Source organism: Porticoccaceae bacterium LTM1 (assembly GCA_030252795.1).
Lineage (GTDB): Bacteria > Pseudomonadota > Gammaproteobacteria > Pseudomonadales > Porticoccaceae > SCSIO-12696.
On the sequence record CP127080.1, the window covers coordinates 1,735,969 to 1,752,273 of the forward strand.

General features: G+C 48.7%; 4 protein-coding genes and 2 riboswitches. Of the genes, 1 reads left to right on the forward strand and 3 read right to left on the reverse strand.

The features are described from left to right. Window positions 1–99: 99 nt before the first annotated feature. A complete protein-coding gene (locus tag QP938_07580; GenBank protein WIO73173.1) occupies window positions 100–2,322 on the reverse strand; it encodes a hypothetical protein in 2,223 nt (740 codons plus the stop codon). Window positions 2,323–3,348: 1,026 nt separating this feature from the next. Further along, window positions 3,349–3,432, reverse strand: a riboswitch (cyclic di-GMP riboswitch). Window positions 3,433–4,147: 715 nt separating this feature from the next. Here QP938_07580 and QP938_07585 point away from each other — a divergent pair. Then, window positions 4,148–6,820, forward strand: a complete 2,673-nt coding sequence (locus QP938_07585) for an Ig-like domain-containing protein (protein ID WIO73174.1) — start codon at window positions 4,148–4,150, stop codon at window positions 6,818–6,820. Window positions 6,821–6,911: 91 nt separating this feature from the next. On the opposite strand, the gene QP938_07590 is transcribed toward QP938_07585, so the two are convergent. Beyond that, window positions 6,912–11,510: an Ig-like domain-containing protein gene (locus tag QP938_07590; protein WIO73175.1), complete on the reverse strand. Its 4,599-nt coding sequence runs from the start codon at window positions 11,508–11,510 to the stop codon at window positions 6,912–6,914. Window positions 11,511–12,730: 1,220 nt separating this feature from the next. Next, window positions 12,731–12,827: riboswitch (cyclic di-GMP riboswitch) on the reverse strand. Window positions 12,828–13,025: 198 nt separating this feature from the next. Then, window positions 13,026–16,169 (reverse strand): Ig-like domain-containing protein, encoded by a 3,144-nt coding sequence (locus tag QP938_07595; GenBank protein WIO73176.1) that lies wholly within the window; start codon window positions 16,167–16,169, stop codon window positions 13,026–13,028. Window positions 16,170–16,305 lie beyond the last annotated feature (136 nt).

The window sequence follows — 16,305 nt, forward strand, 5'->3', positions numbered from 1 at the left end:
TTGCATTCCTAAAGTTTAAGAAAACTTCAGCTCCTTACTGACCGTAACTTTCTGTCAGTAAGGAGCATATTTCCTGCTCAAAAGAGCAGCCTACATCCATCAGTTGGCTGGCTGCTGTTCGCAGTCCGGACAGGCCGGGCAGATCGGGCAACTGGCAGTATTGTCAGTTTGATCTGAATCCGTGATTATAGTACCTCCGGTGAAGGTGGTTTTCGCACCAACACTGGCTGTATTCTGGAACTCCACGCTGCCTGGGTTAGTCAGGACATTGAGGATGTTGTTACCGTCCGGCAGGTAAGACTGCTTGAAGGTAGCACTTTCACCAACACCCAAACTACCGGTACAGGATGTGCCAGCCGTGCAGTCAAATGTCGGACCGGCAGTTTGTACTAGCTGCATCACATCGCTGTCACCTACCAGAACTTCGCTTAATGCGGTGTCACCGGTATTGCTGACAGAGATAATGTTATGCACTCGAACAACTACCACTCCGCCCTGCTGGATCAACTCTACACCAGTTCCGCCACCAAAGTTGTCATCACACACTTTGTTCAACGTTACTGCAGGCGCAGGTGCAAATCCGCAATTGGCTGTTGCCATGGCAGAGACTGTATCAGAGGCGTTAAAGACATTGGCGCCACTGGCAGTCACTGTATTGGAGTGGGACGTTGAAGTTGTACTGGTAGTACTACCAGAGAAGATCACCCGATGTCCCGGAGCCAGGACGTTGTCAAATGCAGCATCCACGGTACCGTTCTTATCGTGGTCCTCACCAGCGATGGTCAGTGAAATAACCGTATCACTTAACATCACATTATTGAGAGCCACATTACCGGTATTCTCGGCATAACCTGAATCATCGCCACCGACTCCATCGAAGTCCTGATCAATACTGAATGTTGCTGTAGTACCATCAAAACTGGCTGTACAAGCCTTAAATACCGCTATTCCCGGTGTGCCAACTGCCGAGCAATCCGCTGTTGCTGTAGTACTGGCAACTGCTGGCTCATTAGTATCCAGGAATGTATCGACGGTAATGGTGTCACTGAAGTCAAAGCCGGGAACCGATGTGGTATCCGACAAAGTCATGGTCGAATACATACCATCGAAAGACACGGTAACTCCTGGCCCATGAGTGAATGAAATCATTCCCGTACCAATGCCGGTTAAGTCATCTGGAGCACCTGCGACTAACGCAATATCACCAGAGTCATCACACAGCAGGTCTGGATCATTGTCTTCATTCACATCAATACATGCAGCAGTAAAGGTACTTCCCGCTTCACTGTCGGTTACTTGAGTAGTAACTGTCAGCGACCCGGAATTGGTAGTTGTACCATTGAAAACAATATTGGCACCATCACCTGATGAGTTGATTGCTGCAGAGCAGCTTTTCGATGCAGCAACACCACACAGATTGAATCCGCCACCGACAAAGTCTTTCAACACCGCATCCACGGAGTGAGAAGAACGGGTTTCAGCGAGGAAGCTGGAGAAACAGCCAGACGCTTCCGGGAACAGCTCAGTGATATTAATACCGCCTTCAAACAAACCATTAATTAAAATATCACTACCGCCACCTTTTGATACACGCGGCCAGAATGGAGTAACCAAACCAGAGTTTGAAACAGCACAGGCAAGATCGTCCGCACCATTACATTCACCAAACTGACCAACAAATCTCAGGTTGGTATTGGCTGAGCCACCTTCTTCAGGATCCACAGTACCGTTGCCTTCATCCCAAACCCAAACATCCACATCAGGTATTGCACCACCTTGAGTGAACTCGGCAAGGATTAAAATGTCACCATTTTGGTGTTGTCCGGAGAAGCTTCCGTAATCTGGATCCTCTGGGTCATCAACGGGACCTACATCATCCTGGAAGAACCAGAAGCCCATTTGGGCAGTACCATTCACTGCAAAGCGATCTGCCATAAAGTAAATGATCAAATCGCCATCAGCATTTTGATATGCAGCCGCTGCGGCATCCGTCAAGTCATCCTTGGGCGGAACCGAACCGGTAGTAAATTGCCAACCTGGGATATCCAAATCATCCTTCGAGCCGCCACCAGTGAAAATCATATCGATCGAATTATCAATCGGGTCCGAGATTATCCCACCGGGGGATCCATCTGTAACAGCATTGGCACTATCTGTTCCATTGGCAATATTTTCCCAGTCATCTGGCAATCCAGCTGGACTATCAGCAGCATTACCTTCCAACTCGAATAAGCCTTCATCATGCACCGCCCAGACTAATCCGGCCAACATACAGATGGCCAGCACATAGGGCGTGCTTGATATAAATCGTTTAAGGCACATAACTAATTACCTCTTGTTAAATTGATTCCTTCCAACTAAAACCAGATTCTTTCCTTGCCAACCGTCACCAAACCTGAAATACAGCATTAGTGGCGGCTTATCCCGATCGAAAGCAAGTCAAATACAACATGGTCAAAAACCTCATATTTTGAGTGTTCTTAAATGGTTTACTGACAAGTTGCAGAACCACCAATCACAGGACCGAAACTACTGCATCCCTTGGATCAACCACTCCGACCTGACAGCTGACTGGTGGCCTGCACATACCTGTTTTTGGGGAGATGAAATGATGAGAGAGGGCTCTGAACGCGAACCTGGAAATGCTGTCCTATACTGAAGAAGCAGCCGCCCCTCCCGGCCCAAATTAAATCGGGCTGGGGATATTTATATCGCGACCAACGATCACTATCTGGCAGGATTATGAACCGTTAAAGCAGGGTGTCGGCTGCGACCTTTCTCAGTAATTCAGGAATCCAATCTTCTGCTGATTACCGATTTAACTGCACAGTGGACAAATTTTTTAAAATCTATTCACTGAATAAATCAATGTAGAATCAGGCCCTCTCTATCACTAACACTCTCCTTCAGCCCAAATACCAGGCTGAACACTTTTAATGTGTACTGGGTGTCGATTTATTTTCAGGAATAAAAAGAAAGCTTTCGAAAGTGACATCGGACAGTAAGGCCGAAATAACACATGTAACCGAAAACGCTACTCATCCAGTGAAACTAAATCCACAACCGTTAATTGCATCCCCATCGCATCAACAACTATGCGTAATTCACGTGATACATATTTCTTAACAATTTTTCTTCACTGGATCTGACTCAATGTTTCCGGTCGATTTCTGCAGGCCGAACGAGGGCAGCTTTTGATAACTGTATAAGTCACAAAAGTTTGTGATTACGGGGTGAGAAACTAACAGAAAGAACGAATTATCTGTTGGAACCTCACTGCTGCCTTACTCATCCATGATTCTGCCAAATGGCAATGGATGCAAAATCTACATTGGGTAGATCCGATCCAACGGCAGCTCGGCCAGCTTACGACAAATGTGAGGCCCCGGAGCTTTGTGCCCCTGGCTTTAGCCAGGTTTACCTTTTTCGGTTGATCGACTTAGTTATAGCAGTGGATTTAAATTTTTGCTCACAATTTCATGCTATTCAGTAAAAAAAAATGACCGGTCATCCTATCTGAACAGGGATAATTTAGTTTCAATGTAAACAGGATTTCTAAAGGAGTTTGATAGTGAAAAAGCAACGGAGATCACGCTTAAGCGGAGCTATTTAGGTCATAATCCAAAGGGCCGGGTGATAGCGAAATGCTGGAAGCCCTCCACTACCCGCCACGTATCTAATCCAATTATCTGGGCATACCAGTTTCCACATAACACCGGTATATGTGTGGCATTCAGCCGTGAATTTCAATCCACTTATACCCGGAATATTGCAAAATTGCCCAAATCAAGAACCAATTGTTCTAAAAACGCCAAAAATGAGACATGAGTCTCAAAAACACCTAATTTGGTCGTTTTTTATCCAACTGGTCACGGGAACAGGCCTATCTTCGTTTACTTATCCACAGGCAACTGGTTAATATTCGACCACCTGATCGACTTGCAGTGATCAGGATTCTGATTTTTGGGGTCCATTCCCCGCTGTTGTAATTCAGAAGAAATGCAAAACGAAGTTGCTCTCTCGACGTAGCCATCTGGCAAAAATGTTGTGCCTCCCCTCTTTTTAAGAGGTATGGGCGCTAGATGGAAAGAGATGAAGCTGTTGTATGCAGGTCAATACCTGCCCGATGTAGCTTGGGGTGTTTTACATGAAAATTCGATCTGGCCTTATGGCAGGCTGGCGTGCGGCTGCACGCCTGATTCCGGCAAAACCAGTCTCACTTAAATCCACCGCTATTGCGTTCGTCGCTTTACTTTCTATCGGCAATGTCCAGGCACATGATCATCACGATCATGGTGCTGTCGACAATCCTGGCATCGAGCAAAGCTCGAATGTTCAGGACCAAACCAAATCGTTGGTCGCCCTTCAAAAGCAATGGTTAGCTGCTAAAGGTTCGCGAAAGCAGGCCATTCAAAAGCAAATGATCGTTGAGGCTAAATCCCGCAGGGCAGAGCTTCAGGAACTAATGGCTCACGATCCCGCTGGTGCAATGCGTGCAGCAATTCCACACCAGAAACAACTCGGCATGCCTGCTGAAGTACAGGATCTGCTTGAGCAACGTCTCCAGCTTAACGGCACCGTCGAAATGCGTTACGAAGAGTATGAAGGTGGTACTCACAAGCTGCGTCACTTCCTGAATACACCAGCCGGTGACCACCTTGAACTTAAAATCAATGGTAAAACTCCTGAATTTAAGCCCGGTCAATCTATCTCTGTGAATGCCCTGGTTCTTGGCAGCGATTCGGTTGAGGATGACAGCGACGGTACTATCGCTGTTGACAGCGAAGGCTTAACGCTGGAGCTGGGCACCAGCTCTGACGGTGGCTCCAACTACGGTACGCCCTCTATTCCGGCAAACACCCTGGGTGAGCAACGCACTTTGGTGATTCTGGTGAACTTCCAGGATAAGCAGGAGCAGCCTTACACCAAGGCTTATGCCCAAGACGTTATTTTCAACCAGACCAGTGATTTCTTTATGGAAAACTCCTTCGGTCAAACCTGGCTGACGGGTGACATCACTGGCTGGCACACCATTCCGGTAAGCAGCACTTCCTGTAACACTCTGGATATTGCCAGCTACGCAAACCAGGCTGCGCAAAACAGTGGTTACAATCTCTCCAACTACACGCGCCTTGTCTATGCATTCCCTGAGAATGCCTGTGGATTCTGGGGCACTGCTACCGTTGGCCAGAACCCATCCAAGGCCTGGTTAAAAGGCAACATCGAAGTTGAGCTGGTTGCCCATGAAATGGGCCACAACCTGGGACTCCACCACTCTCATGCACTGGACTGCTCCGGCAAAACCATCGGCGATAACTGTAAATCCGTCGAATATGGCGACAGCCTGGACATCATGGGTTGGTCCCCTTCGGCTCACTACGGTGCATTCCCTAAGGAATACCTGGGCTGGTTGAACAATGGCAGTTCCAAAACCATTAAGGATGTTACCCAGTCCGGTACTTATCAGCTGGACGTGTATGCCAGCCAAACCGGCACCAAGCCTAAAGCCCTGAAAATTCTTAAGGGCATAGATGACTTTACCGGAAAACAGGTTTTCTATTACGTGGAATACCGTCAACCGGTTGGCTTTGACAGCACAATTGGCGGCAGCTGGATCGGCGGCAATATGCTCAATACCGCCAATGTTCTGAATGGTGTAATCATTCGTACCGGTTCACCGGAAGAAAGCAGCAACACAAGTTACCTGCTGGATATGACCCCGGAAACCTACCAGCTCTATCCGGAAGATCCGGCGCTGACCTTTGGAAAAAGCTTCACTGACCCGGAAGCAGGCGTCACTATTCAGGCCGACTGGGGTGATAGTTCAACTGCTTCGGTTACCGTAACTTACGGCAGCACTCAGCCATCAACCTGTACACGCGCTAACCCTACCTTAAGCCTGACTCCGAACCAGAGCCAGTGGGTACAAGCGGGTACTGCGGTTACCTTCAGCGTTACCGTAACCAACAATGACAGCAGCAGCTGCAGCAATAACAGCTTTAGCCTGTCGAACTCGGCTCCTACTGGCTGGGGATACAGTTGGTCTAAAAGTAGCTTGTCACTTGCTCCGGGCAGCAGTGCAACAGCCAGCTTGACAGTCACTTCCAGCAGCAGTGCCATCGATGGTTTTTACAACATTCCGATTACTGCCAGCAGTGGCTCATACAGCGCCAGCGGTAGTGTTACCTATGTGGTTGATAATCCGACTTCTGTCAACACAGCGCCGATTGCAAAAAATGACAGCAGCTCTACCCAACAAGGCAGCTCTATTACCATTCCGGTGCTAAATAACGACAGTGACGCTGATGGTGATACCCTGCGTGTAACCTCAGTAGCCGGCGTAAATGGCAGCGCAGTTATTAACAGCAACAACACCATTACCTTTACACCTGCAAACGGCTACAGCGGTACTGAAGTATTTAGCTATACCATTTCCGATGGCAAAGGTGGTACTGCATCTGCAAGCGTATCGGTATCGGTTGCAGCCACGTCAAATAACTCCGCACCAGTCGCTGTAAACGACTCCGCGAGCATGAGCTCAGTGAGCAATATTACTATCCCGATATTGAGTAACGACTGGGATCCAGATGGTGATGCAATTAAAGTCTCTTCCGTAACACAGGGAAGTAAAGGTTCTGTTGTTGTTAATAGCAATAACACAATTACCTACATTCCTGCCAAGAGCTTTAAGAGTAGCGACAGCTTCACTTATACCATCAGTGATGGAAGTAAAACGGCTACTGCGACAGTTCAGGTTTCATTGTCCGGTGGTTCCAGTAGCACGGGTGGTGGCAAAGGCAATGGCAAAGGTAAGCGATAAAACGCCAATGCTATAAGCTAAAAAGAAGGGCAATGAATTTTCATTGCCCTTCTTCGTTTCTGTTACAAATGTTTTGTAACAGAGTCTTTACCTAGAAAGAACTGTCATTTGGCAATTCACATCCAAGGTTGTTATCGGCATCCAGGTCAGAGGCCAGAGCTAAAATGGTTGCTCTGTCTTTGGTCGCCAGTGCCGCATTCACTTCGTTGATCACTTGCATGTAGGACCATGGGAAATCAACGTCTACATGTGTTGCGTTCAACAGTGAAGCTACCGCTGCTCGCAGCAGTATTTCCGCTGCACCAAGCAGGTTATCACCACCACCATAATTCAGCGCATCCAACAGGGTGTCGCCACCCAGGTTGTTGTTAATGACGCCATTAGGCAGGGTAAACCATGCGGTAATTGGATCTGTCGGTTGTACCAATGGATCTGTATCAGCCCAACTTCCAAGACTGTTTTTCCAGAATCCGGGGGTGCAACCCATCTCACCTGAAACTACGGTAAATGGTTCACAGGCAGCTGGGCCGGATGGATCATAGATATCATCACCACCGTAGCTGGCACTGTAAGACCACTCGCCTGCACCCGGGAAGAAGCTTGGTGTTTTCGCAACACCGCTGCCATCCAGTGCAACGTCTACCTGACTCACCAAATTGCCATCGCAAGTGAGGTTATCGAACAGTACGAAAGTCACTGTTCCAGTAGGTGTTGCGCCAGCGCCGGTAACATACGCGGTATCGTGAACCTGCACATCGGTATCAATTATTTGACCAGTAATATCGATGTGGGCCGGATCGTGAACTTCGGTCCGGATATTGGACACCAGTTTATTCACCGTCAGAACTTCACAGCTGTGACTTGATCCGTTGTAGTTTGCATCACCACTATATGTTGCAGCGTAAGACAAACCACCAGCCGCGTTAGTTACAAACGCCGAGGACTCTTCCACACCACCGTCGCCATTATCCAGGCTTACCACTTCATTAACACCTGTACCGGTGCAATCAGAAGTCGCGTAGCGGGTAAAGGTGAGCGTACCGGTAGGATCTGGCAAGCCACCAGGATCGGTTTCAGTATTGGCGAGGGAAACGGTTCCCTGGTCATGTACTGAGGTGCCGATATTCACCGCGCCACCTTGAATATCAGTGACGTGATCGCTGCCCTGGTGAATGGCGGTTGCGGTCATGGTGTCGTATTTCACTACGGTCAGCGGTTCACAATCGGCCGCACCAGACGGATTGTAATAACCGTCACCACCATAGCTGGCACTGAACGCCAACACGCCTTCAGAAGTCACCATGGACTTGCTTTCAACTGCTGTGGAACCGTCATTACTGCCATCTGAAGAGATCGCAACCGAATCAAACACGACGGGCGTGGTTTGACATTCGAGGTCACTGAACAGACGGAAAGTCACGGTACCGGTAGGATCAGGGCCTGCGCCAGACACGATGGCCTGGTCGTGAATGGAAGTCAGCACTTTGATAGTAGTTCCCTGAATATCAGTGCTGTGATCACTGCCGGCGTGAATATGAGTCAAGATATTTGAATCCAGTTTATTCACGGTCAGCACTTCACAAGCATGGCTTGATCCATTGTAGTTGGCATCACCACTGTAGCTTGCCGCGTAAGACAATCCTCCAGCCAGGTTTGTTACAAAGGCCGAGGACTCTTCCACACCACCGTCACCATTATCCAGGCTTACGACTTCGTTAACACCGGTGCCGGTGCAATCAGAGGTCGCATAGCGGGTAAAGGTGAGCGTACCGGTAGGATCGGGCAGACCACCGGGATCGGACTCAGAGTTGGCCAGCGAAACGGTTCCCTGGTCGTGCACTGAGGTGCCGATATCCACCGCGCCACCTTGGATATCAGTGACGTGATCATTGCCCTGGTGAATGGCGGTTGCAGTCATGGTGTCGTATTTCACCACGGTCAGCGGTTCACAATCGGCCGCACCAGACGGATTGTAATAACCGTCACCACCATAGCTGGCACTGAACGCCAACACGCCTTCAGAAGTCACCATGGACTTGCTTTCAACTGCTGTGGAACCGTCATTACTGCCATCTGAAGAGATCGCAACCGAATCAAACACGACGGGCGTGGTTTGACATTCGAGGTCACTGAACAGACGGAAAGTCACGGTACCGGTAGGATCAGGGCCTGCGCCAGACACGATGGCCTGGTCGTGAATGGAAGTCAGCACTTTGATAGTAGTTCCCTGAATATCAGTGCTGTGATCACTGCCGGCGTGAATATGAGTCAAAATATTTGAATCGAGTTTATTCACGGTCAGCACTTCACAAGCATGGCTTGATCCATTGTAGTTGGCATCACCACTGTAGCTTGCCGCGTAGGACAATCCTCCAGCCAGGTTTGTTACAAAGGCCGAGGACTCTTCCACACCACCGTCACCATTATCCAGGCTAACCACTTCATCAACACCGGTGCCGGTGCAGTCAGAAGTCGCATAGCGGGTAAAGGTGAGTGTTCCGGTAGGATCGGGCAGACCACCAGGATTGGACTCAGAGTTGGCAAGGGAAACGGTTCCCTGGTCGTGTACTGAGGTGCCAATATCCACCGCGCCACCCTGAATATCAGTGACGTGATCATTACCCTGGTGAATGGCGGTTGCAGTCATGGTGTCGTATTTCTCAACGGTCAGTGGTTCACAATCGGCCGCACTGGACGGATTGTAATTGTCATCGCCACCGTAGCTGGCACTGAATGCCAACACACCAGCCGAAGTCACCATCGACTTGCTTTCAACCGCAGCCGAACCGTCGTCACTGCCATCGGCTGCAATCGCGACCGAATCAAACACGACGGGTGTGGTTTGACACTCGAGATCACTGAACAGACGGAAAGTCACGGTACCGGTAGGGTCAGGGCCTGCGCCAGACACGATGGCCTGATCGTGAATAGACGTCAGCACTTTGATGGTAGTTCCCTGTATATCTGTGCTGTGATCAGCACCTGCGTGAATATGAGTCAAAATATTTGAATCAAATTTATTCACGGTGAGAACTTCACATGCATGGCTTGATCCGTTGTAGAACGAGTCACCACTGTAACTGGCGGAATAGGACAGTCCTCCAGCCAGGTTAGTTACAAAGGCTGAAGACTCTTCCACACCACCATCACCGTTATCCAGGCTTACCACTTCATCAACACCGGTACCGGTGCAATCAGAGGTCGCATAGCGGGTAAAAGTAATGGTACCGGTCGGATCGGGCAGACCACCCGGATCAGACTCAGAGTTTGCCAGAGCAACTGTTGCCTGGTCGTGTACTGAAGTACCGATATTAACCGCGCCACCCTGAATATCCGTGGCGTGATCATTTTCTGCGTGGATAGCAGTTGAAGTCATAGTGTCGTATTTCTCAAACGACACCACTTCGCAGTGCTCTTCATCCACCGGCGGGAAGTTCTCATCACCACTGTAGGTAATTCCGTAGGAAATAGATCCTGCGGTATTTTTGGTGTATCCACCCACATTATCAGCCGTAGCCGTACCACCGCCTGCTGGTGTCAAATTGGCAGTGCCTGAGTCCAGAACATTACCATCACAAGTGGCGTTGTCATAAAGTGTCCAGTCTGCAGTTCCGGTGGGATCTGGCAGGTTGGGTACACCGCTACCAATGATATTGATAAAGTCATGAACACTGCTGCCCACTTTCAAAGTGGTATTTTGAACGTCAGTCAGGTGATTTGAACCAGCGTGGATTTCTGTATCAATTACGGCCTGACACAGTGGGAACCCACCCAATACAAAGTCTTTTAACTGAGCAGTTTCGGAACGGGATGAACGGGTTTCCGCCAGGAAGCTGTTAAAACAAGGAGAATTTTCTTCACCTACCATACGCATCAGGGCTGAAACGTTAATACCACCTTCGTAGAAACTTTCAAACGGGAATGTGCCCGCACTTCCTGCCTTAGGTGTGTAAGGCCAGGGAGAGGCTTCATCACCGGCATTGGTAATTGCGCAGGCAATTTTACCGCCACTGCCATCACACTCGGCATTCGATGCTGTTAATAACAACTTCAGGTGATCCGAAATATCGCCGCCATTGAAAACCCATTCGTAGACCTTGATCTCTGGAACGGCACCTGACGCTTGCGGGTATTCAACCAATACAAGCAAGTCTCCATCCATGTGGTTACCAGTGAACGCATCAATGCCATCCAGGCCGACTCGATCCCGGAAGAACCAGAAGCCAGCAAAGGCATCACCCTTGTTGGCATAACGATCCAACCCAAAATAGATGATTAAATCATCTTCCAAATGGATGCCATTCTCCGCACCATTGATATAGGCTGCCGCATAGGCATTGGTAATATCATCTTTGTCCGGCACGGCACCATCCTTGTAATTCCACTCCGAAACATCGTTGATATCCTTTGAACCACCTTGCCAATAAATGCTTAATGGGGATATATCATCCAAAACTCCGGTAAACGCAATCGGCGTACCGCCATCATTAGAACCCCCACTGTAAAGTGTTTCCCAGTCTTCACCCGGGTCTCCACTTTCAACTGCATTTCCATCCAGTTCAAATAAGTTCAAAGCGTCTACCGCCAGAACCACTGTTGCCAACAGTATACCTGTGGCAACGACAGCACCCATAAAGGTCGAATAAATTCGCCTTATCGTGCTGCTGGTATGTCGCCATAAGGATTTCATCTTGATATCCTCTGTTAGGGCCTGTCGACACTAATTGAATGCTTACTGCTGAAAGTCATTTTTTTGACCAGCAAGGCAGAAGGAGCGCAGTGTAGTCACTCTACATAAGCGACTGATAACGTAGCTGGGCGAAAAAATGACATCAGCCCATAGGGTTGCGGCTAAAAAAGCGCCACTCTGCGTTATTCGTCGTTTATTTGCCTTCCGTTTCAAAGAAAGTACCAAACCACTCTCTTCATGCCTTGATTGGCGCTTTTTTAGTCACAACAGTAAGTATTCAATTAGTGTCGACCGGCCCTTAGTTTCGCTCTCTGTGCCGGTCGTCGGCACGGTTACCTTTCACAGTGAGCTGTCACGAAGTTTTTACCCAACCCCACGACAGCGATTCTCGATCGTTCTTTCCGTTGGCATGCGCACATACTTCTTCCCTCGATTTCGGATGCATCAACGTCAGAACTCAATGACGGGCGCTATCCAGATAGTCATGAACACTGCACAAACGCAGCGAACAATTACCTGTTTTTGAAAACTAAAAATCAGAGGGAAGCGTTTAATCCAGGTATGGAGAAAACGCATAGTGAAGGACAAACCGGAAGGTTATACCCTATACTCAATAGGCGCAGCCGCCCCTATCGCGTTATTAGGATAACGCGAAGACTTAGTCTCGCAGGCCAACGAGTCGATCTTGCCGGATGACGCTCCCAGGTTTGCAGGGTGTCGGCTGCTGTTTGACTATGTTTTCAATCTGTTGCGGCTAAACGTTCCTGTTCTGTCCTTTCCTCCTGATTCTTAGTGCCAGCTCATAACTTTTTAACAGTCTTGAAAAAGGCTGACGCAGAGTAAATAGCTGTAGCGGTAAGAAATTCAGAACGAATTGGAGTTTGGCCTGGTGTTGTAAAACACCTAGAGAGGCAGTGGCAAATATTAACGCCCACTCCAAACGCTCATCTCACGCTCTGCGTCAGCCGATTCAGGACTCTTTACCATAGCCCTATCGATGATCGTATTAGCGATCAATAAACCTTTTCCATCCCCGTTTACAGCTCTCAAGAGGCGGATAATTCAAGATCTATTGGACAAGTTGTTGTAGGCTTCACGCCACTTTTAATCCATAGACACCATAACGTACGGATTTGCATGGGTGAGGATTTAGAGAAAATACTGGATAGACAGCTTTCAGATAACTCACCCGCTGCATCGCAAATTAATGCGACTTACCCTTCAGCAGCTCGGCGAGCTTTACCACCAGAACAGATCTGGTGAAGAGGCTCCGTGGCTTTGTGTCACCGCTTTTCAGCGGGTTTACTTTTTTCGGGAAAGCCCATTAGGTATAGCAGCCGTTTACACTCTATTCCAGAAATCATTTACCGATCTATCAGAAAAAATCGCCAGTCATCCGAATTAAACCGATAGAGGATTCCATCCTGAAGTACATCGGCCGCATAAAAAAGGGCAATGAAAAATTCATTGCCCTTCTTCGTTTCTGTCACAAATACTCTGCAACAGGTTTTTTACCTAGAAGGAACTGTCATTCGGCAATTCACATCCAAGGTTGTTGTCGGCATCCAGATCAGAGGCCAGAGCTAAAATAGTTGCTCTGTCTTTGGTCGCCAGTGCCGCATTCACAGCGTCAACAACTTGCTGATAGGTCCATGGGAAGTCAACACCACTGTGCGTTGCATTCAGTAATGAAGCTACCGCTGCCCGCAGCAATATTTCTGCTGCGCCAAGCAGGTTATCACCACCGCCATAATCCAGCGCATCCAACAGGGTGTCGCCACCCAGGTTGTTGTTAATTACGCCATTTGGCAGGTTAAACCATGCAGTTACCAAGTCAGTGGGTTGTACCAGTGGATTGGTATCTACCCAACTTCCAACGCTGTTTTTCCAGAATCCCGGAGTGCATCCCTCTTCACCAATTTCAATCACGGTGAAAGGTTCGCAAGCGGCAGGGCCAGATGGATCATAGATATCATCACCACCATAGCTGGCACTGTAGGACCACTCGCCCGCTCCCGGGAAGAAGCTTGGTGTTTTCGCAACACCACCGCCATCCAGGGCAACATCTACCTGACTGACCAAATTACCATCGCAGGTAAGGTTGTCGAACAGTACGAAAGTCACTGTTCCGGTTGGAGTTGCACCAGCGCCGGTAACATACGCGGTATCGTGGATTTGTACGTCAGTAGTCACTGTTTGACCAGTAATATCGACGTGAGCCGGATCGTGAACTTCGGTCCGAATATTGGACACCAGTTTATTCACAGTCAGGACTTCGCAACTGTGACTTGATCCGTTGTAGTTTGCATCTCCACTGTAGGTTGCAGCGTAAGATAAACCACCTGCTGCGTTGGTTATAAACGCAGAGGACTCTTCCACACCACCATCACCATTATCCAGGCTAACCACTTCATCAACACCAGTGCCGGTGCAATCGGAAGTCGCATAACGGGTAAAGGTGAGCGTACCGGTAGGATCTGGCAAGCCACCAGGATCGGTTTCAGTATTGGCAAGGGAAACGGTTCCCTGGTCATGTACTGATGTACCAATATTCACCGCGCCACCTTGGATATCAGTGACATGATCATTGCCTTGGTGAATGGCGGTTGCGGTCATGGTGTCGTATTTCACTACGGTCAGCGGTTCACAATCAGCCGCGCCAGACGGATTGTAATTGTCATCGCCACCGTAGCTGGCACTGAATGCCAACACACCTGCTGAAGTCACCATCGACTTGCTTTCAACCGCTGCGGAACCGTCGTTACTGCCATCTGCTGCGATCGCGACGGTATCAAATACTACTGGAGAAGTTTGACATTCGAGGTCACTGAACAGACGGAAAGTCACGGTACCAGTTGGATCTGGACCTGCACCGGATACGATGGCCTGATCATGGATGGAAGTGAGAACCTTAATAGTAGTTCCCTGAATGTCAGTGCTGTGATCGCTGCCTGCGTGAATATGAGTCAAAATATTTGAATCAAATTTATTCACAGTCAGCACTTCACATGCATGGCTTGATCCGTTGTAGAACGAGTCACCACTGTAACTGGCGGAATAAGACAATCCTCCTGCCAGGTTGGTGATAAAGGCTGAAGACTCTTCCACACCACCATCACCATCATCCAGGCTAACGACTTCATTGACACCTGAACCAGTGCAATCAGAAGTTGCATAGCGGGTGAAGGTAATTGTGCCGGTAGGATCTGGCAAACCACCTGGATCGGTTTCCGTATTAGCAAGGGAAACTGTGCCCTGGTCATGGACGGATGTGCCAACATTCACCGCACCACCTTGAATATCCGTGACGTGATCATTTCCTGCGTGGATAGCTGTTGATGTCATGGTGTCGTATTTTTCAAATGACACCACTTCACAGTGCTCTTCATCCACTGCCGGGAAGTTGACATCACCGTTATAGGTTATGCCATAGGAGATTGAGCCCGCGGAATTCTTGGTATATGAACCCACATTATCCACTGACGCTGTTCCATCTCCGTTTCCGGTTATGCCAGAAGTTCCGGATAACAGTACGTTGCCATCGCAAGTTCCGTTGTCGTACAGGGTCCAGTCAACAGTTCCTGTTGGATCCGGCAGGTTCGGCACGCCTGAACCAATGATATTGATAAAGTCATGAACTGCACTGCCCACTTTCAAAGTGGTATCCTGAACATCCGTTACGTGGTTTGTACCAGCGTGGATTTCTGTATCAATCACAGCCTGACACAGTGGGAATCCACCCAGTACAAAGTCTTTCAACTGAGCAGTTTCGGAACGGGATGAACGGGTTTCAGCCAGGAAGCTGTTAAAGCAAGGAGAATTTTCTTCACCTGCCATACGCATCAGGGCAGAAACATTGATGCCACCTTCGTAGAAGCTTTCAAACGGGAATGTGCCTGCACTTCCTGCCTTGGGCGTATAGGGCCAGGGAGAAGCTTCATCACCGTCATTGGTAATGGCACAGGCAATTTTACCGCCACTGCCATCACACTCGGCATTCGATGCTGTTAATAACAACTTCAGGTGATCCGAAATATCGCCGCCATTGAAAACCCATTCGTAGACCTTGATCTCCGGGACGGCACCTGACGCTTGCGGGTATTCAACCAACACAAGCAAATCGCCATCCATATGATTACCGGTGAACGCATCAATACCATCCAGACCAACTCGATCCCGGAAGAACCAGAAGCCGGCAAAGGCATCACCTTTGTTGGCATAGCGGTCCAAACCAAAATAGATGATCAAGTCATCTTCCATGTGGATGCCATTATCCGCACTATTAATATAAGCTGCAGCATAAGCATTGGTAATATCGTCTTTGTCCGGCACGGAACCATCTTTATAATTCCACTCCGAAACATCGTTGATATCTTTTGAACCACCTTGCCAATAAATGCTTAATGGGGATATATCATCCAAAACTCCGGTAAACGCAATCGGCGTACCGCCATCATTGCCACCGGAATTATAAAGTGTTTCCCAGTCTTCACCTGGGGCTCCACTCTCAACTGCATTTCCATCAAGTTCAAATAAGCCCAGGCCATCTACAGCCAGAACCACTGTTGCCAACAGTATACAAGTGGCAACGACAGCACCCATAAAGGTCGAATAAATTCGCCTTATCGTGCTGCTGGTATGTCGCCATAAGGATTTCATCTTGATATCCTCTGTTAAGGTTAAACTCTCTGTGCCGGTCTCGGCACAATTACCTTTCACAGTGAGCTGTCACGAAGTTTCTTGATTACAACCCCACGACAGCGATCACCGATCGTTCTCTCCATCTAGACTTGAT

Coding starts and splice junctions, on each gene's coding strand:
- QP938_07580 (WIO73173.1), bottom strand. CDS start 2,322: ATGTGCCTTAAACGATTTATATCAAGCACGCCCTATGTGCTGGCCATC.
- QP938_07595 (WIO73176.1), bottom strand. CDS start 16,169: ATGAAATCCTTATGGCGACATACCAGCAGCACGATAAGGCGAATTTAT.
- QP938_07585 (WIO73174.1), top strand. CDS start 4,148: ATGAAAATTCGATCTGGCCTTATGGCAGGCTGGCGTGCGGCTGCACGC.
- QP938_07590 (WIO73175.1), bottom strand. CDS start 11,510: ATGAAATCCTTATGGCGACATACCAGCAGCACGATAAGGCGAATTTAT.